The sequence below is a fragment of the Sphingomonas chungangi genome, from assembly GCF_013778325.1.
GTDB classification, from domain to species: Bacteria; Pseudomonadota; Alphaproteobacteria; order Sphingomonadales; family Sphingomonadaceae; genus Solisphingomonas; species Solisphingomonas chungangi.
This window is the reverse complement of record NZ_JACEIB010000023.1, coordinates 1-18625: the sequence shown is the minus strand read 5'-3', so window position 1 is coordinate 18625 and position 18625 is coordinate 1. Positions and strand designations below refer to the sequence as shown.

General features: G+C 62.8%; 23 protein-coding genes, 1 tRNA gene and 1 pseudogene. 21 read left to right on the top strand and 4 right to left on the bottom strand.

Translation table 11 applies throughout. From position 1 onward, the window contains the following. Window positions 1-19: 19 nt before the first annotated feature. A complete protein-coding gene (locus HZF05_RS13800; RefSeq protein ID WP_160366209.1) occupies window positions 20-361 on the bottom strand; it encodes a hypothetical protein in 342 nt (113 codons plus the stop codon). A gap of 52 nt (window positions 362-413) precedes the next feature. On the opposite strand from HZF05_RS13800, the gene HZF05_RS13795 reads away from it, so the two are divergent. Further along, a complete protein-coding gene (locus HZF05_RS13795) occupies window positions 414-1040 on the top strand; it encodes a hypothetical protein (RefSeq protein WP_160366208.1) in 627 nt (208 codons plus the stop codon). 345 nt (window positions 1041-1385) lie between these two features. After that, window positions 1386-1682: a virulence factor gene (locus tag HZF05_RS13790; protein WP_160366207.1), complete on the top strand. Its 297-nt coding sequence runs from the start codon at window positions 1386-1388 to the stop codon at window positions 1680-1682. Between the two features lie 123 nt (window positions 1683-1805). On the opposite strand, the gene HZF05_RS13785 is transcribed toward HZF05_RS13790, so the two are convergent. Continuing rightward, window positions 1806-2705: an IS1595 family transposase gene (locus HZF05_RS13785; RefSeq protein ID WP_160366206.1), complete on the bottom strand. Its 900-nt coding sequence runs from the start codon at window positions 2703-2705 to the stop codon at window positions 1806-1808. A 74-nt stretch (window positions 2706-2779) separates the two neighbouring features. Between HZF05_RS13785 and HZF05_RS22435 the strand changes: the two are divergent. From HZF05_RS22435 to HZF05_RS13765, 4 genes and pseudogenes are all read left to right on the top strand, one after another. Next, a pseudogene (locus tag HZF05_RS22435) lies at window positions 2780-3322 on the top strand (S8 family serine peptidase); the annotation flags it as partial. Window positions 3323-3388: 66 nt separating this feature from the next. After that, window positions 3389-3688 carry a hypothetical protein gene (locus HZF05_RS13775; protein WP_160366205.1) on the top strand — a complete coding sequence of 100 codons (300 nt, stop codon included), beginning with the start codon at window positions 3389-3391 and terminating at the stop codon, window positions 3686-3688. A gap of 244 nt (window positions 3689-3932) precedes the next feature. After that, window positions 3933-5051 (top strand): ParB/RepB/Spo0J family partition protein, encoded by a 1119-nt coding sequence (locus HZF05_RS13770; RefSeq protein ID WP_160366204.1) that lies wholly within the window; start codon window positions 3933-3935, stop codon window positions 5049-5051. Between the two features lie 196 nt (window positions 5052-5247). After that, window positions 5248-7317, top strand: a complete 2070-nt coding sequence (locus HZF05_RS13765; protein WP_181638878.1) for a MobA/MobL family protein — start codon at window positions 5248-5250, stop codon at window positions 7315-7317. A 22-nt stretch (window positions 7318-7339) separates the two neighbouring features. Here HZF05_RS13765 and HZF05_RS13760 read toward each other — a convergent pair whose 3' ends face one another. Continuing rightward, on the bottom strand, window positions 7340-7591 hold the full coding sequence (locus tag HZF05_RS13760; RefSeq protein WP_181638877.1) for a hypothetical protein: 252 nt from the start codon (window positions 7589-7591) through the stop codon (window positions 7340-7342). 156 nt (window positions 7592-7747) lie between these two features. Here HZF05_RS13760 and HZF05_RS13755 point away from each other — a divergent pair, with 156 nt between their 5' ends. The 15 genes from HZF05_RS13755 (at window position 7748) to HZF05_RS22425 (ending at window position 18480) form a co-directional block, all read left to right on the top strand. Beyond that, the gene (locus HZF05_RS13755) at window positions 7748-8113 is read left to right on the top strand and encodes a hypothetical protein (RefSeq protein ID WP_160366202.1); all 366 of its coding nucleotides are present in this window, start codon (window positions 7748-7750) and stop codon (window positions 8111-8113) included. A gap of 158 nt (window positions 8114-8271) precedes the next feature. Beyond that, complete coding sequence (locus HZF05_RS13750; protein ID WP_160366201.1) at window positions 8272-8670, top strand: DUF2384 domain-containing protein; 399 nt, start codon at window positions 8272-8274, stop codon at window positions 8668-8670. A 96-nt stretch (window positions 8671-8766) separates the two neighbouring features. Then, window positions 8767-9198: a hypothetical protein gene (locus tag HZF05_RS13745; protein ID WP_160366200.1), complete on the top strand. Its 432-nt coding sequence runs from the start codon at window positions 8767-8769 to the stop codon at window positions 9196-9198. Further along, on the top strand, window positions 9198-9881 hold the full coding sequence (locus HZF05_RS13740) for a hypothetical protein (RefSeq protein ID WP_160366199.1): 684 nt from the start codon (window positions 9198-9200) through the stop codon (window positions 9879-9881). The genes HZF05_RS13745 and HZF05_RS13740 overlap by 1 nt, the downstream gene beginning before the upstream one ends. A gap of 161 nt (window positions 9882-10042) precedes the next feature. Continuing rightward, complete coding sequence (locus HZF05_RS13735) at window positions 10043-10522, top strand: hypothetical protein (RefSeq protein ID WP_160366198.1); 480 nt, start codon at window positions 10043-10045, stop codon at window positions 10520-10522. A gap of 11 nt (window positions 10523-10533) precedes the next feature. Further along, window positions 10534-11229, top strand: a complete 696-nt coding sequence (locus HZF05_RS13730; RefSeq protein WP_160366197.1) for a hypothetical protein — start codon at window positions 10534-10536, stop codon at window positions 11227-11229. Between the two features lie 112 nt (window positions 11230-11341). Next, a complete protein-coding gene (locus HZF05_RS13725) occupies window positions 11342-11521 on the top strand; it encodes a hypothetical protein (protein WP_181638876.1) in 180 nt (59 codons plus the stop codon). Window positions 11522-11727: 206 nt separating this feature from the next. Next, complete coding sequence (locus tag HZF05_RS13720) at window positions 11728-12252, top strand: DUF2975 domain-containing protein (RefSeq protein ID WP_160366196.1); 525 nt, start codon at window positions 11728-11730, stop codon at window positions 12250-12252. Beyond that, window positions 12252-12467, top strand: a complete 216-nt coding sequence (locus HZF05_RS13715) for a helix-turn-helix domain-containing protein (RefSeq protein ID WP_160366195.1) — start codon at window positions 12252-12254, stop codon at window positions 12465-12467. Before HZF05_RS13720 ends, HZF05_RS13715 begins: the two co-directional genes overlap by 1 nt. A 38-nt stretch (window positions 12468-12505) precedes the next feature. After that, window positions 12506-13240 carry a hypothetical protein gene (locus HZF05_RS13710; protein ID WP_181638875.1) on the top strand — a complete coding sequence of 245 codons (735 nt, stop codon included), beginning with the start codon at window positions 12506-12508 and terminating at the stop codon, window positions 13238-13240. A gap of 392 nt (window positions 13241-13632) precedes the next feature. Continuing rightward, window positions 13633-14283 carry a hypothetical protein gene (locus HZF05_RS13705; protein ID WP_181638874.1) on the top strand — a complete coding sequence of 217 codons (651 nt, stop codon included), beginning with the start codon at window positions 13633-13635 and terminating at the stop codon, window positions 14281-14283. Between the two features lies 1 nt (window position 14284). After that, window positions 14285-14560, top strand: a complete 276-nt coding sequence (locus tag HZF05_RS13700; RefSeq protein ID WP_160366192.1) for a hypothetical protein — start codon at window positions 14285-14287, stop codon at window positions 14558-14560. 82 nt (window positions 14561-14642) lie between these two features. After that, the gene (locus tag HZF05_RS13695) at window positions 14643-16016 is read left to right on the top strand and encodes a hypothetical protein (RefSeq protein WP_160366191.1); all 1374 of its coding nucleotides are present in this window, start codon (window positions 14643-14645) and stop codon (window positions 16014-16016) included. Window positions 16017-16348: 332 nt separating this feature from the next. Then, window positions 16349-16693, top strand: coding sequence for a recombinase family protein (locus tag HZF05_RS22430; RefSeq protein WP_160366190.1), 345 nt, complete (start codon window positions 16349-16351; stop codon window positions 16691-16693). A 143-nt stretch (window positions 16694-16836) separates the two neighbouring features. Beyond that, on the top strand, window positions 16837-18480 hold the full coding sequence (locus HZF05_RS22425; protein WP_425505624.1) for a recombinase family protein: 1644 nt from the start codon (window positions 16837-16839) through the stop codon (window positions 18478-18480). Here the strand turns inward: HZF05_RS22425 and HZF05_RS13675 are convergent. Then, window positions 18437-18513, bottom strand: a tRNA-Met gene (locus tag HZF05_RS13675). The genes HZF05_RS22425 and HZF05_RS13675 overlap by 44 nt on opposite strands. Window positions 18514-18625 lie beyond the last annotated feature (112 nt).

Sequence of the window (18625 nt, the reverse complement as noted above, 5' to 3'; positions counted from 1 at the left end):
CCTTTCGATCAAGCTAACCTTAAAGGCTCTTAGATCGCCGCCCAGCGAGCACCCATCGCACCGTGTAATAGATGGCCGCATAGATCAGCCACGCGAGCGCAAGCGATCCGCCAACGAGCAGCGCTGAGAGCTTGAACATCTGCCCTCGCGGTTCTTCTGCAACCGCCTCGTTATAGTCCTTCCAGCAATCCTGCCTTGCGCGCGGATATTCGCGATTAAGCGTTTCGCATAGCTCGCGGTGCTGCTCGGCCAAATGCATGTCGCCGCCCACCGTCCACAGGTATAGGCCCGCGCTACCACCAGCTAGCCAAATAGCGGACAGCACAATCGCGAGACGCGACCAAACGCCAAGCTTGCTCATGCCGCCATCGCCAGTAGCCCAATCATTATGCCCTCCCGGAAGTCACGCCATCATGCTCATCGGGCATCTGTGCGCAAGTGAAGGTTATCCACAACCGAACGGGCATGACACTGGCGTAACAGCGTTCGCCGTGATATGGCATACGCCCATGACAGATGTCCTTGCGAGTCTGCGCGAACGCCTCGGCAAATCTGAGGGTAAGGTGGCGCGCTATGAAAAGCTGCTTGAGGCGGCGCGTAAAGATGTTGCCGACGTTCAAACCGCTCTTAGGCTCGTTAGCGAAATCAGTGGGGCGGCGATCCCTGAGACGCCAGCGGCGCCGGCAGACGCGAGCAAGCGGCAGATCGAAATCCTCGGCTTTGTGCCGGCTGGTCGCAGTAACGCGACTGCGCCTGCATCGCTGTTTGAAGCGTACAATCTCGTCCACGCCGAGCCGGATAACCTTGATGCATTTCGGACGGCCGTTTGGCGGATGAAGGGCAAGGAATACCAATTCCAGGGTCAACCGTGGATTGTCCACGCCGACGACGGAAAATACTGGCGCGAGCGTACGGCAGGCTATGATGATCGTTTTGATAACGATCCGTTCGCAACGTATGGGGAACAGGCCAGCAAAGCAGTGCCGCCGAGCGACGCCAACGGAGCGGCATCATGGGACGACTCAGATGTCCCCTTCTAGGAGCTATCGATATCGGGGCGAAGCCCGCAAACAGAATGGGCTCCCTAACGGGAGCCCAGACGTGGCGACCGAGGCGCACCACCGCCAAGGAAGCCGATTCGGTCAACCCTATCCCACTCCGCCGGGAGCACGAGCTAGGAGTATCCCTATGTGGCAAGCCGCTTTGTTAGAGTAGCGAGCCGGGGCGGGGATATTCCCCGCCTTGGCCCTCTACTAGCAAATCATCTGGTTTCCGTCTATAGGATCGTGCGAAATCCGCGCTTTTCCGAGGGGAAACCTATGTCCGTAACGCCGATCTATCCTCGACGTGGAACGGGTAATCGGCCTTTGCGAAAGACAGGGCGCGTGTACGCAATTGCATATGATCTGAACAAAGAGGCCGCCGAGCGTCATGGCGCTTGGCACAAAATCGCTCGGGTGCTGGAAAGCCACGGCTTTCATCGCCAACAGGGTACTGTGTTCTATGGCAATGAGAACACGACGGCCATGACGTGCGCGGCGGCGGTTCTGGAGGTCAACGATCGCTATCCGTGGTTTTGGGAGGTCGTTCGCGACATGCGGATGTTGCGGATAGACGAGGAGGATGATCTCCTGCAAATCGTCCCGAACCGCCTTCGCTTCGACAAAGCCGGGGCTGCATAGTGGATCGATTATCGCTGTCAGCGGCACTCGCCTCCGACCGGCTCGAAGAGTTTATTCTGCAGGCCGAGCGAGACGGCATTGGCCCAGCTGATCCAGCCGAGTTCGACCGATTAGTCGCGAAGGCTACAGCGCCGCGACCATCAGATCGAACATCGCGTTCATCCGCTCGCGGTGGTTCGCGCGAAAAGTGAATTCGTCCAGATAGCGCGCCATGTGCTTGCTGCTGATCTGGACATGGGTAGAGCGCACCGACGCCTTGAACAGCCGCCAGAAGCCTTCCACGGCGTTGGTGGAGTGCGTCACGCCCTGCCGGTAGTCGTAGCGGCTCCATTCTTTCGCGGCGTGCTTCACAGAGCCGTGAACGTAGCCGTCGCCTTCCAGTAAGCCGTAGGACATCAGTTCATCCGTCGAGACGACAGAGCCTTTCTCGACATTCTCGTTCACGACTGCGCGCAGGGTAGGCTTCTTCACGTCAGGAATGATGCGCGTGACGAGCGGGCCGCCCTCTTCCTGCATACCCATCACGATCGTCTTGCCGGGGGCGCCACGACCGCGCTTGCCGCCAGAGCGGCGACCACCGACATAAGCCTCGTCCGCCTGCACGTGGCCCGAGAGCAGACCGTCGAAATCGGCCTTGCCCATCAGCGTGCGGATTTGCATCCCGATCCGGTAAGCCGTCTTGTAGGTCACGCCGAGCTGGCGCTGCAGTTCCTTGCCGCTGACACCGTGGCGCGTGGTGGCGAACAGATACATCGCATAGAACCACGAAACGAGCGGCGTGCGGGTGTCGTGCAGGATGGTGTTCGCGGTCGGCGCGATCTGATGCAGGCAATGCGGGCAGGCATAGACGCGACGATCGCGCAGCTTGTGGAACTCGCCTTCAACGCCACACGCGGGGCAATCCATCGTCGTGCCGCCAAAGCGCACGTTCATGATGTGAACGAGGCAGGCGTCGTCGTTAGGGAAGCGAGCGAAGAACTCGCGAACCGACATGGCGACAACGGCGGAAGGCTTCTTGCTCATGCATCAGCATATGCCCGAACGCCGAACGTGGGTCAAGGGGATAAACGCCTTATCGCGAGTCATTACGCTTCCTTCGCGATGGTGGTGCTCGGATTATCAACGTAAGTTGGAACCGCTCTCCGTCACTTTATGCCTGCGCGACTACATCGGCTGTCCCGGAGATGGCTCCTCGTCATCTTTTCGAGTGTGATAGAGATCAACTCTACCAGTTGATGGCGGACAGCAGCGAAGTTTTGTTCGTCGTTGCAGCCGGTAATTCGGACCTGAATATTGCGCAAAGCGAATTTTTCCCAGCCGCGTTCGATCTTCCGAATGTGATTGTAGCTGGAGCGGTGGACCAAATGGGCAACATGGCTACCTTTACTAATTACGGTGCCGCGAGGATGGTATACGCTGAGGGTTGCGATATCATGAGTTGTGCCCCTGGCGGCGTTCCCCTCACGCTTTCGGGGACTTCAGTGGCAGCAGCAAAGGTCACGAGCCTTGCGGCAAAACTGCTAGCCCTGCGGCCTGAACTCACACCCAGCGAGATAGTTGAGCATGTTATGCGAACCGGGCTGGTCGGACCGGACGGAACGCGCTCGATAGACGTCGATAGAGCTCTCGCATTGATTTAGGAGACTCTCCGAAATTCGATCCTTAACTACAAGAGGAGGTGGAGGAAAGACGCGCCCGGAACAAGATTGAAGGAAATCGACTCCGCTGCAACGAAAATTGAAGGCAACGTAGAGTCTCCGCGCGGAGATAGATTTATTTTGCACGTCGAGCCTCATCTCGCGATAACCTGCAACTCGGGCTTCCTCAATCAGCCGTTCGACGGGTTTGTGCTCGATCTGCCAGCCGCGTGCATTGAGGCGGATATAGAGCCGCTTCATTTCGCATATATCGCCGGCGCCGACTTCGCGCAGCGCAATGCATCTCTCAATTTCGCCCTCGCGATCGGCAAGCAATACACACCGACCGATGTCTGCTTCGAACATTAACCGCCTTCCGTCAGCAGAATTCTAGATGCGGCTATGTCCTAGCCCACGGGTCGCGTTCGTGCTCATTTTTGCCGAGGGGAATGCCGGCTTTTGGAACCGGGGAAATTCGATCGCAAGGGCAAGAAGTGGTCGATAGGCGACCAGCAGGGGGACAGGATGCGGCAATTCTAAAGCGGTTTGAGACCTTGCCTGGCCGCTGTAGCGGGCTCCTATGGACGAAATCCTCTCAAAGGAGGATTTCCCGATGCCTGATTCTACCAAACCCACGATCAACGATCCAGAACTTTCGGAACGCACCCATTTGCTCGCCACCGCCCGCCTGATCGTCGCCCACCCTAGCCAGTGCAGCATCCACCCCGGCAACCGCCGCGACCTGCAGCGTGCTGCCCCGCACATCGCCGATCTCGCGAAGTCGATCGGCGAGAGCGGCCAGCTCGAAGCCGCCGTGGGCCGTCCGTCGTCGAACCCCGATCAGCCCATCGAGCTTCTCAAAGGCGCCTGCCGGCACGGCGCCGTCGCGGTCCTCAACGCGGACGGGACGCCCACCGACCTCTGGGTGCTGATGCTCGACGACTGCTCCGACGAGCAGGCCTGGGAGCTGATCACCAGCGAGCAGGTCCGCATCAGGGCTTGGTCGGCGTGGGAGACGGCCGAGCATTTCGATGCGCTGTTCGAGGCCTTCGGCTCGAACAAGGCCATCCACCGCCGGCTAGGCCTCGATCCCGCCAATATCGGGCGTACCCGCAAGGTCACCGCCCTGCCCCCGGCCCTGCTCGACATCATCACCGACAGGCATGAGATCAGCGCACGGTCGGCGGTGACCTTCATGGCGAGTTGGAGCGTCGCCAAGGCGCGCCGCCGCCTCGAGATCGCCATCGCGGAGCTTGGCCGGGCGTATCCGGAAAAGCTCGACGCGGATGCGGTGTTCGCGGCGATGACGGAAGCTCTCCGCGAGGACGAAGCTATCGAGCTGGCAGCGGCATCCGAGAAGATGGCTCCCGTTGCGTCGATGCAGCAGGACTCGCCTACGGCGGTAACCGTCGACACTGCGACGGCGATCGAGCAGGCGGATCTGCGCGCTGCTCCCGCAGAGGCCGAAGCAGCGCCTGTCATCACCTCTCATGACGCGACCGAGGATGTCGAAGCCACCCTCGCCCGCGACGCGGCGGCGGACGACCGTCGGACCGACATCGTCGGCGAGGACGACACCATCATTGGTCATGCCATCATCCACAACCATGGCGGCCTGACGCTCCGGATCACCCGTCCGCTTACCGATCACGTCGCCATCGGTGCCGCGACCGCCGGCATGTACCAGGCCATGCTCAAGCTCCACCACATCGAGCCGCACGCGACTGCGTGACTGGGGTTGCGCGCGCAACCCCTCGTCGCAGCAGCAAAGCAGACCCGACCGGACAGACCAGAAGTCCGTCCGGTCGGGAAGAAATCAGACACGGAAGAGAGGTTCAAATAGGGGCCGCGCGATAACGTATTCGTCCCCGATCCCTTGGGATCGACGAATGGTTTGGCCCCTATTGGAACCCGGACAGGCAGGCATCATGGCGGGCGAGAGATGGTTCTGCCGAGGTCGGCGTTGCCGGAGCAGCGACCTTGCGCATATCCTCGACGAAAAGCGCGCGGAGAAGCGCAAGCGCTCGGTCGCGCTCCATCGGGCGGTCGCCGCCAGGCGCCAGGACGAGAAAGACTTGCGCGCACTCAAGGCGGCTCTACGTCGTCTCGTCCGCATGCAGGAGCGCGAGAACAGGGTGTCGATCCGTGCGATCGTCAAGCCGCGCAGAGGCAGTGGTGGCGGGCGCGGTCGCAACCGCGCGTTCGAGAGCATGCTGTCGCTCAACGTGCCGAAGCGAAGAGGATCGTCCGGAGGGGGGCTTTCGAGCTTCCACCTGCGCTTCCGCAGCAGGGGCCTGGGCGCGCGTCGCCGTAATCGGTCGCATATCTTCCGGCAGGGCGAGACGGTGAAGAGCCTTCTCTATATTCTGCGCGACGATGCCCGCGAGATCCCCGGCGGCGGCATCGTCAGCAATCTCGGCACCGATGTCGTTGAATTGGCCGGCTGCTTCGATGCGCTGGAGACGCTCGAGCGACAGGACCGCGCGAATGCGCACGTCTATTCGATGCTCGTCGTCAGCCTGCCGCATGAGCTCGAACCTGCCGAGCGACTCGATGTGCTGCGCTCGATCTGCGCACTGCTCGGCGAACATGACCTCGGCCATGTCGGCGTGCTGCATGCGCCCGACCCCGAGGGCGACGACAGGAACTTCCATGCCCACATACTGCTGTCCTGGCGGCCCATCGAGCGGGTCGGATCCAATGTCTTCTCCTTCTCGGCGGAGAAGCATAGCGACCTCAACGATGCGAGCTTCATCCTGCCCTTCCGGCATCGCGTCGAGTCGATCCTGAACGCGGCGATGGAGGAGGCCGGGCATGAGCGCCGCTTCACCGCGCTCTCCGATGCCGCGCGCGGGCTGCCACCCCGGACCAAGGCATCGGGCAAATCGACGCCGGGGCAGAAAGCGGTCGAGCGCAAGCAGCGCAAGGTCGATGAGATGTCCGCCCGGCGCGACGTGCTCCACCGGATCCGCGACGCAGTGACGACCATACGCACGGCAACCGACAGGATGATGGCGCTCGGGTCGCGCGACTGGCTGGCGGAAGCAGCGGTGGCAAGATCAGCGTCTGCGCTTGCGTCAGCCCCGGAGCCCGTGCAGCCGACGCCCGCATCCGCGATCAAGATCATCCCACAATCCTCGCCCGTCGTGGACATCGTGAGTGACCCGAAGCCAGCCGATCGTATCGAGGATTCGGCCCGACGGGCGTTCGTCGATCGCCTCGTGGAGGGCCTGAAGGACTATGCCTGGTTGCCGTTGCGAGAGGCGCAGGGCGTCCGAACACCGTCCGGCGCGCCGACGCCGGCGCTGGAACTGCACATCCGCAACCGGGATCGCTCCGACAGCGCGTTCCTCGCCGATATCGATCGGATGAGCGGGGAGCCGCAAATCCAGGCGGCGTTATCGTCCTTCTACCAAAACATGCTCCAGCTTGCGCGTGGCGAACTCACGCAGGGCCGGATGAGGCGGCCGGATATCGATATGCAGGATATCGGCACCGAGATGGAGTCGCGCGACTTTGCCTTTCGCGACGCCATCGCCGTGGCGAGGAAGGACGCCGCGTTCGACACGATGCTCGCCGAGGTCCGTCGCTGGTGGGATCAGCGCGACAGGGAGGCCGCAGATTTCAAACGTGAGCAGGCGCAAGCTCGCCGTCGAAGCGCAGCCGCTTCGCTCGATGTCGCCGCCCTCCGCCACGAGCCGAAAGCCTGGCATGCTTTCCAACGCCTCGCCACCGATCTCGTGGCTGGACGGGTCATCCTGTTCCGTGACGATGAAGGGCTCGGCATGCGAAGGAAGAAAGGCGCGACGCTCGACGATGCCAAGGTCGTGGCGCACCATCCCGAGGGGAAAGCGCTCCTGACCCGGCTTGCCGATCTGCTCGCACCGCAGCCCGTCGCGGCGCTGCCGACAGGGCCTTCGCAGCGTCAGCAATCGCCGACATCGACCATCGGTGACGATGGCGCAACACCCCAGATTGGCGATGGGCCATCGCGTTGAGCCATATGCCGACCGTTTCGATCTATCGCCTGTCGATCTGCGACAGCCCGTAATTCTTCATGCGCGATTCTTCGTCGGCGCTGTCGCGGCGGGAGACCTCCCTTTGGACGTGAGCGGCCGGGTCCGTAGGCGGAAGGGCAAAGCCCCTCCCCTCCCTCTTGCGGACCGGCTTGCGGCGCTTCGGCGTGCGTGGTGGCTGACGGGGCTTCTTCATCAAACGCTCCGGAACATCGGCGGGCTCATGATAGCCGATGAGGGCTTCGCTCGTCTGCATAGGATGCGCGGCGCCAGCCGCGCGTTGACGGTGGGGTCGATGGACCTGTTCGGACGGCGTCATCTCCCGGAAGATGGATAGGGACAGGGTGTGCCGGCGAAGCCGTCGGCACGAAGGAAAGTGCGGGCGGCCTGACCTCCAGCCCGAAGGAATTCCATGCCCATCTCCGACCATGAGCGCGTCTCGACGACGTCGCTCGCCCTGCTGCGTCCACTGCTGATCGCGCTCGACGCATCCGACAGCGCGGTGACGGGGCCGTTCGCAGGACTGCCGTCGCCCTGCATACGCTGCCCCGCCATCTCGACCGTGATCTGCGCCACGCCGGTCACGTCGGTGCGGCTGTTCCGCCCGCGCATGGTGGCAGCCGCCTGCGAAAACGATGTCGACATCCTGCTGATCCGGCACGGCCTCGCACCCGAGATCCTCGACGAGGTGACGGTCGATGCCGTCATGCATCGGCGATCGCCGCTCGACGTCTTCTCCGGGATGGTGACCTATCGTGGAATCGACAGCGATCTCTAGCTGGTTCCTCCGCTCGGCTCTCCAGGCGACATCATCCGCATCGATGCGTCCGGACTCACCATTACGACACGACCGCCCTGGCAAACGCTCGACGAGCGTAACGACGGTGTCGCCCGCGCCGCCGCCGAGACGGTGCGCGCGCTGCGGACGCGCCGGTCGTGAGCCGGTCGCTGCTCTGCGATGCGGCATCCGAGATCGATGTCGCGCTGCGCATCCTGGCTGCCAACCGCCTGCCGCACCGGCTGCTGGCCGATGTCCTCGCCATCCCCGTCGAGCGGATCGACGCGATGGCGGACGGTGGCCCCGCCCTGCTGTGGCCGGCGGAGCAGGAGATGTTGCGTATGTTCATCGCCGTGATGGTCAGGCTCGAGATCCGCTTCGGCCACGAGCCGCGATATGTGCGCCGGGCGCTCGCCACCCCGCTCGACCTGCTCGGTGGGCGCACCCCCGAACAGGCGATGAAGGAAGGGGTTGACGGCCTGCGCGCCGTCCACCGGGCAGCGGGCGAGATGGCGCTGCCCGCGACACGGTGGTGGCGGGTGCCACCGCACCGCTGAAGCGGTGCCGGGGGAAGAATGGGGAGCCGGTCGGCTCCGCCGGAAGAGAGGAAAACTCGGAACGCGTGAGTTGACACTCCATACGAGGACAGCCTCATGACCAAGACCGACACCACCGACCGCACGCACCGCGTGCTCACCAATTTCCTGCGCCGCGCCAACGGCGGGTGCGAGCCCTCAATGATCCGGCTCACCATCGGCGACACCGTCCTGCCGGCGGACGCCGACGAGATCGGCGATCGCCGCCAGCGCCTGCACGTGACGACCGACACGGAGGGTCGCCTCGTCGGGGCGCTCGGTATCGCCACGCACTGGAAGATGCTCTGGTCGGAAGGTCTGCGCTTCGCCATCGCGCCGTCCGAACAATTCTTCCTCCAGTCGTTCGATACGCCGCCTGTTTATGCCTGGGTGGAAGACGACCGCTTCATGCTCGATCGCGGATCGTTGTTGCCGACGGCGTCCCAGCGGCACGTGGCGATGGCGGCGTTCGACGCCGACTTCGCCGTCCTCATGATGGGGGCGCTGTGATGGGCAAGGGCAAGGCGAAGCTCGTCACCGGCACCGCCATCGTGCCGACGCCGCCGCCGGTGTCCGGGGCGAGCATCATCAACGGAGACAAGAGGCCCGATCCGCGCGATCCGCACAGCTGGCTGCCCTTGACCGGCACGAAGCCCGGCGTGCCGGGTCTGCGCGTCATGCATGGCACGCTGCGCCTCGACTACCGCGGCTGGCGGAACTCCGCCGAGGCGATGGCGAGGGCCAAGCTGGTGCCGGTGCCGAGCAGCGACCCGCTGGCCATCACCGCGATCCGTCATGAGGTGCTGGTGCCGACAGGTGCCGACGACACCCATGCCGATCCGTGGCTGCTGCCGCGCCTGATCGACCATGGCCTCGCCCGTGAGAGCGAGGGCAAGACGCCGATCTGGTGCTATGTCACGGTGACCGATCCGTATGCCACGCACATGCACGCGAGCTGGCGCACGGGGCGGCGCGTCGCGGAGCATCTCTGCGACCGCCACGGGGTGCCGGTCATGCTTGTCCAGCACGCGCCGCAGCAGGCGTCCAACGCCGCCACGCCGCATCTCCACTTCCTCATCGGAGTGCGGCGGCTCGATGCGCGCGGCTTCTCGACGGTGGTGAAGGCGCTGGCCTGCGACAAGGCGCGTGACCTGTTCATCGGCCTCTGGGCAGAAGTCGAGGCCGGCGGCTGACCCGGCGAACTCCGGAAGGGGCAGACACGAGGCGGGGCGATCGCCCCGCCTCGTGTCGAATAAGCGAGCCAGGCGGAAGACTCAAAAGGCGTTGAGGGGACCGGTTGGAAGACGGGAGTTGGAGGAAAAGGCCTCCGGCAGGATCTTCGGAGAACCGGAACATGACCGACAGGATCGGAACGATGAGCGCCAGCGTGACGGCGTTGATGCGGCTGCTGGAAGGCGCCGACGGCTGGGAGGGGCGGACCGCCAGGATCCTCTACAATGCCTTTACCGGCCATGATGGCCCGCTGATCGAGTCCTGCTGCCAGGCCGTCACAGCGAACGGCTATGACGGCATCCTCGCTTTCTTCGACCCGGCACGGCCGCAGGCAGGGCCTGTGCGGATCGGTGTCATCATCATGGAGAGCGCGATGATCAAGGTGCAGATGGGGCGGCTGTGGCTGGCGCCGCATGGCGACCGGGCCGTGTTGGTGCCCTGGGGCGTCGGCAAGCGCCATGGCCACTATGCCGTCGAGGACGGGCGCATCGTCCAGCGCGTCGGCTGGCCGGCCGAAACACTCGAACGCGGCATACACCGTGCCGAGGCGCGGCTGGCCGAAGTCGCCGTCGGCTATCTCGACGTCGAACCGGCGCTGTGAGGAAGGATGCGATGATAAGCTATATCGACTTCGCCGCCGTCCGGCGCACGCCGCTCGACCATGCCGTGCGCGAGGCGGCACGTGCCTATGCCGATCAGGTCATCCACCCCGGACGCGCGGCCCAACCGCTCGCCGTCCGGCATGATCCGGCGGATGCGGTCTATCCTCGTCGTCCCACCATCCTGCTCGAACAGGTCGAGGCCTTCCATCCCGCTTCGCTAGACCCGCCGGTCCGCGACGAGATCGCGGCCCGCATCGAGTATGAGCTCGGCGTGGCGTTGTCGGCGGACCTCGCCTTCCATCGTCGGCTATCGCTGTCGATCTACACGCTGGCTGAGGCGATCGCGAGCGGCGGGCAATCCACCGCACATGTCGAGGAGGCGATCCGAATCTATCACTGGCTCGCCTGGCGGGCGAGCGCGGTCGAGCGCGGCACCGTCCTCGCCATGCGGATCGCACGGGCCGAGCGCTTCCTCGACGCCAACTGGGCGAGCATCATGGCGCTGGCGTCCACGGCAGCGAAGATCGCGCCCGGAAGCGATGGGTGGGCGACAATGCAGGCCGACGCGGTTGAGCACATCCTGATCCGCCGGCCCGCCAGGCTCAGCGACACGCAGCGCAAGGATCGGGAGCGGCGTCTATCCCGCAATGCCTTCAGCGTCGGGCAGCGGATCGTCGAGAGCATTGGGATTGCGCCGGTCGATTGACCGGCGCGATCGTTAGTGGCGAAGGGTATTTTTGGTGGATTCGAGACCGACCGCTTTCGGGCTACCAAGTGGCGTGATTTGCCGTTAGCTTCTCGCAAAAGGTGGGATGCAAATGACCGTCAAAGAGCATATTGCCCGCGACCTGTGCTGGCTGCCACTGCTGGCGGCGTTCGTCTATGTTAGCGAACTCGCTCGCGAAAGGTGGCTTCCCGCATTCCCCATTCTCGTTGCGGCAGTTTTGAGCGTTCTGATCGCCAATGCACTTCGGATACGGGCTTCTCGATATCGCTAGCGAGCTCTCTTCAAGATAAGCGAAGACCGACGGCACGGGCTGGTGGGAAACGGACTGCCTGCTCTTGGCAGCTTGGCCCGCCTAAGCTGTCGTTCCCGCGCGCTGCCTCAAGCCTTGGAAGTCAGGCAAGATTTATTGATAGTCAATAAATGTATTGCCGCTAATCGATAAATATGTGATGCCGATCCCGGAACTCGGAGCGAGCGATGATGCGGCAGGGTAAGCTGGTTCACATTGCGAAGATCGTTGTGCAGCTCGGTCGGGGCCTGAACGGGGTGTTCGCCGCCATCTTTGTCTTCGGCCTTGTTTTCTCCGTGCTAAAGGCGCCCGCGATCGACGCGCAGTTAACGCTAAAATATGGGCCTAGACTCGATGTCGAGACCGCGAGGCATTTCTTTCAGGGCGTGCTGCTGCTCGGGCTACCGGCCGTATATGCGACCGAGCGCCTGTTCGCTTCGCTGCGGGCGATCTTGGCTACGGTCGGCATGGGCGATACGTTCTCGGCCGCCAATGCTGCCAGAATACGGCTGATCGGATGGATGCTCCTTACACTGCAACTTGTCGATGTGGCGCTTGGCGTCGCGGCGGGCATCGCCCGTTCGCTTCGGCTCGATTTCATCACTTGGACACCAAGCTTCACCGGATGGCTCGCCGTGCTTGTCGCCTTCGTGCTGGCGCAAGTCTTCTCGGCAGGCACGCGCATGCGGGATGAATTGGAAGGTGTGATCTGATGGCTGTCCGGGTGCATCTGGACGAGATGCTCCACCGCCGTCGGATGACCCTCACTGATCTCAGCGATCGAGTGGACATCACGTTGGCCAATCTGTCGGTGCTGAAAACCGGCAAGGCAAAAGCCATCCGTTTCTCCACGCTGGAGGCAATCTGCCACGCGCTCGATTGCCAACCCGGCGACCTGCTCACTTTCGATAGCGGAGAACAACCATGACATTCTGGCGGTCTCTCAAGGCGACCTATAAGGATAGCGTGGCCTTCCTCATCGCCTGTCCCCTGCTGGCGCTCGTGCCAACATTTTTTGAGATCCTGCAGCATATCGTCGAAGTTCATATCGGCATGTACGGCGGCATTGCTGCCGCCCGCGCCACCGAACATGATCCGCTGCGCATGGCCTTCGGCTTCGTGAAGGTAATCGCATTGATGGTGCCGGGCTACTGGATCACTCGTTTCCTCGTCCGTCACGACGCTGCATTTGCCCGCCGGGTTGATCCGCGCGCTATCCAATTATTCGCCGGTTGGCTGTTCTTCTCGGCGCTGCTTGCAGGGGTTCAACTCTTCGCCTTGCCCCAAGGAGGTGCGGGCCAGCTCGTTGCTATTTTGCTTGGCGAGATCGTCACGTGCTTACTCCTTGGATGGGCGGTCGCAGCACCTCTCGGCAGCGCCTCGATAGGACCGTTTCGCTCAATCGCGATCATGGGGCGCCGGTTGCCGTGGACTTTCTTCTTTATGTTGGCAGCCATTCTTCCTCTGATGGTGCCACACTATATTTTTGCTGCGCTGGCGATCCTCGGACCGAAATCCTTGCTTTGGCCAATCATGCTACTGGATTCCCTGCTGGTCGCCTGGCTGACCGCCGTGATGATCGCAGCCGGCTATCATGCAGCAATTCGCGCGACAGACCTTGCCGGGTTTTCGGTTATTCTGGGCGCTGGAACGACGAACGAGATTGAGATGCCAGCGAAGATATCTAACCAAATATCGTAGCTTGATCGGGCGGGCGCGTCCTCTCACCTATCCGTGGCGATCATGACCGCCGATGTCGCCGCGAATACCTACGCCCTGGTAGGTTTGAACATTCCGGCGTTTGGCTCGGCAGTGCCACTTCAGGCGACATTTCTAGGCTTCGTACTCGGTTCAATCGCCTTCGTGTGGCCGCGCCGAATGTCCGCTTCCAATCATCGCCCATAGCCATTTGAATGCCCGGAAGTGGTCGACACCGGCCACGCAAAACCTGGTGTATCATGAGACTGCCCCCCCCCGTGATGCGAAGTCCTAGCCCTCACGTTGGTCGCGGCGCGGCTACATGGAGCTCCGCCTAAATCGATTTGAGACCTAGCCTGGGCCTATGACGATAATGGGATGGCGTCGCAATGACGATGCCATCTTCGCCCATCCTGCCAACGGATCCATTCCGCCGTCGCTTCGAGCAGCTACGCACCTCGATCGATGCCGTGGAGATCGAGATCACACCCCGGATCGCATCACTCGACGCCATGATCCGCGAGGGTGAAACGTGGATCCATCGCCGTGCGGCCTATAATGAGCGCGACAAATGCTGCTACCGGACGGGCGGCGCGCTGGAGCCCTATGGCGGCCATCGGCTGAACGACATCCAGTTGAGCGGCTTCGATGCGCTGGGCGCCGTCGGCGTGCTGCTGCTCGCCGAGGTCGCGATCGGCCATCCCGGTTTGGCGGTGAGCGAACTGCTCGGGGAACTGTTCGAGTCCGCTCACGGTCCAACCCTCCATGCCTGGGGCGTCTGGTCGCGATGGCACTGGTGCCAGACGCTCTATGTCGAGGAGACCGAGACCTTCCTCGCCAGCCCGGCTGCCTCAGATCCGTCATGGCGCCCGAAGACCGTGACGCCGCGGCAGGTTTACCTCATCGACGAGATCGCGCGGATGCTGGGAGAGCCGGTCCCGACCTTCACGACGCGCGGCGAGGCGTTCGATCATATCCTCGCCGCTGGCGGCAATCCCCGCTTCACCGAGAAGCCGCCTCGCCCGTCGTTGCCGGGAGCGTTCTGAGATGACGCCCGCCGACCATGCCGACGATCCGGCAGTCATCGCGACGACCGCCGAGGCCATCGCCACGACGATGATGGAACTGATCCATCGCCGCGAGGCCCTCGCGAGCAACTTCGATGCTGCGATCAGTTTGCCACCGGGCAGTCAGGATAACGCGCGCATCGAGGGCCTGGCCCGCGACCTGCACGATTGTGATCGCCAGATATTCGAACTTCTCGACCGGGCGGCCACGATCTTCGCTAGCCCGTTCCTTCAGGCGAATTTCGCAGAATCTTGAACTGCGGAACCGCGTTGCGCAGATTTATCCGACGCTCGCTGATTGAGCAATCATGACCAGGTCACAACTTTGGAGTTTCGCGATGAGCAACCCCTCCCTGAAAAAGCCCCGCGAGCTTTCCGGCGACTTGCTCTCGAAACTGCCTTCCAGACTGTCGCACAATGTCGCTGCCGTCATCGATGAAATCACACGCGGCACCGTCAATCCGTGGCGGATGTGGGAGTTGCTGACCGACATCCGCAACCGCTTGGGTATGCTCACGGAAGATGATGAGACGCTGCTCCACCGGTTCGGCGTCCTTCGTCGCATCGACCTCGACATGCGCTTCGACCCCGATCAGCCGCAGGAGGTCGAGTTGTTCCTCACCGACCTGGCCGCTCCGCATGTCGAGGTGCAAGAGGCCGTGCTCGACGCGTTTTCCCTGACGCCCGACCTGCTGGCCGAGAGCCTGTGTCAATTGGGCAGCCTATCGTCAGATACGGCCCATGCCTTGCTGGCTGGCCGGATCGCCACGGCGAAGCGTATATGGTCAGGCGTTTCTCCTGACGAACAGGCGGCGCTGGAAACTCCCTTCACCGAGATCGTGGCGGACTTGCTGAACTACTATCTGCTCGACTCGCTGTGGCAGGCGGGACACGATGCGGCGCGCCGGCATTTCTGCCCGACCGGCTCTCCGATTATCGATGGCGATGGCAAGAAGGAGGCCAAGCTGGGCGCCATCGACGACGGGATCCGCGAGATCGAGGTCGCAATTGGCGTCCTCGACCGGATTGCCGCCGAAAAGGATGAGATCAAGCAGAAGGAAGCTATTGAAACCGTGTTCGCGCCGATCCTCGGGTTCGCGCGAAGATACAAATCCGAACTGGAACGCGAACACGGCAAGGCACTCGGGTCGCTCCTGAAAACGTGGGACACCGCTGGCAGGGCGATCGCTCTGTCGGAGGCGGCGCGGATCCGGACCGCGATCGAGAAGGAGCGCCAGGCGGCCGGGCCGAAGGGACGAGGCGCGGTCGGGCGACGCGATTACAAGACCTATGTCGGCGGCGTGGGCGAAACGCTGTATCTGGCCTTTCAGTGCGGTGCCTGGTGGAGCGAGGAGCGCCGTGCCCCTGCGGTCAGCAAAACCGGGACCGTGATCACGGAACCGCAGCCGACAACATTGCCACCTTCGTTCAGGACGCTCTATGTCGCCGTGCAGGCGTTCGCCGTGAACAACTCGCGCGGGGCGCGGAAACATATCGCGGAGAGGCTCCGCGAAGAGAAAAAGAAATCTGGCCCCAGCGAAACGCTGCAGGCACTCTTCGCCGCGATCGACAAAGACCCCAAAACCTATGTGACCGAACTCACCAAACCTGCCCATCATCTGTGGGAAAGGAGAAAATCTCTCAACGACTGGGAGCGCCGCTGCTTCGAGACCGAGTGCTTTGGCCGCTTCTGGTTGAGACTGCATCTCTGATCGATGTCATAGGTCTCGACGCGGACGCTACGACGGGGGGCGATTGGTATCGATGTGAACGGTTCCCGGGGCTTCTGGAGGGCCGCCTAAACCGGTTTGAGACCGCGAACGAGTCCGAATCGCTTCTGGTCTAAGGGCGCCATGGACGCGCCTCCTTCCTCCGACAGCCCAGCGCACCGCGATGCGCGGCGGGCGGAGCGTGCTCCGGCCGATGACGAGCCGCATGCCCTGCATGCCCTCGCCATCGACCTCGCCCGGCTGTTGGCGCGAGACATGGCGCGCCTGGCACATCGCCGTCGGATCGACGGCCACTCCGATAAAGGAGATCGCACATGACGGATAAGAAGATTGCCATTTACGCGCGAGCAGAAGGGGCGCGGGCCTACGCCTCGATCACCGCTCAGGTCGACAGCTGCCGCAGGTTCGCTGCGACGTTGGGTTGCACGGAACCCGACCTGTTCATCGATCGTGATCGATCCAGCCCTGCACGTCGCGATTTCGATCGTCTCTGGAACGTCCATGTAGAAGAGCATTACGATATGGTTCTTGTCACGACGCGGGATCGTTTCAGCCGCGATCCCGCCGAATTCCGAAGCATGATGGACTGGCTGACCGGATTTGGTCTCGTCGTCCGCTTTGTCCTGAAGGATAGCGGCTTCGTCCCTGATCCGATCTGACGATTGCGCCGAAGGCAGCGGGCCGCATGATGGCCTGCTGTCTTTTTGGTAAGAGGTGACGGAAGGAAAACAACGTGCGCGTGATTCTCTACGCCCGCTATTCGACGGACAAGCAGGATCCGCTGTCGATCGACACGCAGCTGATGGCATGCAGGCGCGAAATCGTGCGGCGAGGCTGGACGGAAATCGGCGTATTCAGCGACGATGCGGAATCCGCCGCGACCGCACACCGCCCCGGCTATCAGTCGCTGCTGCGCGCGATCGAAAATGGCGGTGTCGACATCGTCTGTGCGGATGCGATGGACCGTGTCTCGAGAAGCCAGGCGGACATCGCCGTGCTCTACGAGAGGCTCAAATTCCGCGGGATCCAGCTCTGGACGCTCAAGGAGGGCGTGGTCACGCCCTTGCACGTCGGCATGATGGGCACGATCAATGCCCAGCAGCTCAGCGCCACGGCGGACAAGACCCGCGATGCGCTGCGCAGACGGCATGAAATGGGCAAGAACACCGGCGGCTGCGCCTACGGGTATGAGAAGGATATCCAGCATGATGGTAACGGCGAGCGCATCAAGGGCCTGCTCAAGGTCGTGCCGTCGCAGGCTGCCATTGTAACGCGCATCTGCGAGGAATATGCCAGCGGCGTCTCCCCGTATCAGATTGCGTTGCGGCTCAACGCCCAAGGCGTGCCGCCACCCCGGAGCGGCAAACGTGACAAGCGGATCAATGGCAAGCCCCCCGCCTGGACGCCCAACACCATCACCGGCAGCGTGGAGCGCGGCACCGGCATCCTCAACAACGAGCTCTACGTCGGGCGCCGACCCTACCAGAAGCAGACCTATCGCAAGAATCCGGACACGGGCCGGCGACACGCCTTCCTCCGCACCGACGACGACCGTCCCGAGACCGTTGAGGTGCCAAAACTCCGTATCATCAGCGATGAGTTGTGGAAGCGAGTGAAGGAGCGACAGGCTCAGCTTGCTCACGGTCCCAGGCCCAAAAACGAAGGTGCGGGCCGCGTTCCCTTCTTCGCGCAGCAGCGTCCGAAATACCTGCTGACCGGTAAGATGAACTGTGGGGAATGCGGGGCCAGCTTCGCCAAGAGCGGCACCCACCGCTTCGGTTGCCAAGGCTCAGCCAAGAAAGGGCCGACCTATTGCGGCAATCGCCTCACCATTCGCCAGGATGAGCTCGACGCGCGCATCCTCGCCGGGCTGACCAGCGAGATGATGAAGGACGATGTCCTTGCCGCCTTCCTCGACGAATATGAGGCCGAAATGCGCCGTCTCGACGCGACGACGGCAAGCACACGCCCGGAGCGCGAAGTCGAACTCGCCGAGGTGGAGGGCGCCATCGCGACCATCAAGACCGCGATCCTCAAGGGTATCGACGCGAGCCTCTTCGTGGCCGAGCTGAAGCAGCTGGAAACGCGCCGCCAGGCGCTTGCCACAGAACTGGCCGAGCAGCACGCCGATGCGAATGTTGGTGCCCTGCTCCATCCCGATCTCAGCCAGACCTATCGCAAGAAGGTCGCGCGGCTCACCGACGCCTATGAGGAAGAGGCGCTCAAGGCGCAGGCGTTCGAGCGGATCCGGGCGCTCATCGAGCAGGTGACGCTGACACCGGAGGACGGTGTGCTGGCGGTGCATCTGCGCGGCGATCTGGTGTCGATGCTGGAGTTATGCGCGTGCGGCGATATGCAAAACGCCCCCGAGGAGGTTTCCTCGGGGGCGCTGCAAATCAAGATGGTTGCGGGGACAGGATTTGAACCTGTGACCTTCAGGTTATGAGCCTGACGAGCTACCGGGCTGCTCCACCCCGCGCCAATATGGTCCTGCCAGAGCAGGTAATGGAATGGGTTCTATTTATCACAGTTTAGGCAGCACGTATCGTAAAGCCTGGCGGCGCCCTACTCTTCCATCGCTTAGGCGATAG

Bases quoted from the DNA above. Each gene is read 5' to 3' on its own strand.
- HZF05_RS13800 (WP_160366209.1), bottom strand. From the start codon at position 361: ATGAGCAAGCTTGGCGTTTGGTCGCGTCTCGCGATTGTGCTGTCCGCT.
- HZF05_RS13795 (WP_160366208.1), top strand. From the start codon at position 414: ATGCTCATCGGGCATCTGTGCGCAAGTGAAGGTTATCCACAACCGAAC.
- HZF05_RS13785 (WP_160366206.1), bottom strand. From the start codon at position 2,705: ATGAGCAAGAAGCCTTCCGCCGTTGTCGCCATGTCGGTTCGCGAGTTC.
- HZF05_RS13770 (WP_160366204.1), top strand. From the start codon at position 3,933: ATGCCTGATTCTACCAAACCCACGATCAACGATCCAGAACTTTCGGAA.
- HZF05_RS13765 (WP_181638878.1), top strand. From the start codon at position 5,248: ATGGCGGGCGAGAGATGGTTCTGCCGAGGTCGGCGTTGCCGGAGCAGC.
- HZF05_RS13760 (WP_181638877.1), bottom strand. From the start codon at position 7,591: ATGCAGACGAGCGAAGCCCTCATCGGCTATCATGAGCCCGCCGATGTT.
- HZF05_RS13755 (WP_160366202.1), top strand. From the start codon at position 7,748: ATGCCCATCTCCGACCATGAGCGCGTCTCGACGACGTCGCTCGCCCTG.
- HZF05_RS13745 (WP_160366200.1), top strand. From the start codon at position 8,767: ATGACCAAGACCGACACCACCGACCGCACGCACCGCGTGCTCACCAAT.
- HZF05_RS13740 (WP_160366199.1), top strand. From the start codon at position 9,198: ATGGGCAAGGGCAAGGCGAAGCTCGTCACCGGCACCGCCATCGTGCCG.
- HZF05_RS13735 (WP_160366198.1), top strand. From the start codon at position 10,043: ATGACCGACAGGATCGGAACGATGAGCGCCAGCGTGACGGCGTTGATG.
- HZF05_RS13730 (WP_160366197.1), top strand. From the start codon at position 10,534: ATGATAAGCTATATCGACTTCGCCGCCGTCCGGCGCACGCCGCTCGAC.
- HZF05_RS13725 (WP_181638876.1), top strand. From the start codon at position 11,342: ATGACCGTCAAAGAGCATATTGCCCGCGACCTGTGCTGGCTGCCACTG.
- HZF05_RS13720 (WP_160366196.1), top strand. From the start codon at position 11,728: ATGATGCGGCAGGGTAAGCTGGTTCACATTGCGAAGATCGTTGTGCAG.
- HZF05_RS13715 (WP_160366195.1), top strand. From the start codon at position 12,252: ATGGCTGTCCGGGTGCATCTGGACGAGATGCTCCACCGCCGTCGGATG.
- HZF05_RS13705 (WP_181638874.1), top strand. From the start codon at position 13,633: ATGCCATCTTCGCCCATCCTGCCAACGGATCCATTCCGCCGTCGCTTC.
- HZF05_RS13700 (WP_160366192.1), top strand. From the start codon at position 14,285: ATGACGCCCGCCGACCATGCCGACGATCCGGCAGTCATCGCGACGACC.
- HZF05_RS13695 (WP_160366191.1), top strand. From the start codon at position 14,643: ATGAGCAACCCCTCCCTGAAAAAGCCCCGCGAGCTTTCCGGCGACTTG.
- HZF05_RS22430 (WP_160366190.1), top strand. From the start codon at position 16,349: ATGACGGATAAGAAGATTGCCATTTACGCGCGAGCAGAAGGGGCGCGG.
- HZF05_RS22425 (WP_425505624.1), top strand. From the start codon at position 16,837: ATGGCATGCAGGCGCGAAATCGTGCGGCGAGGCTGGACGGAAATCGGC.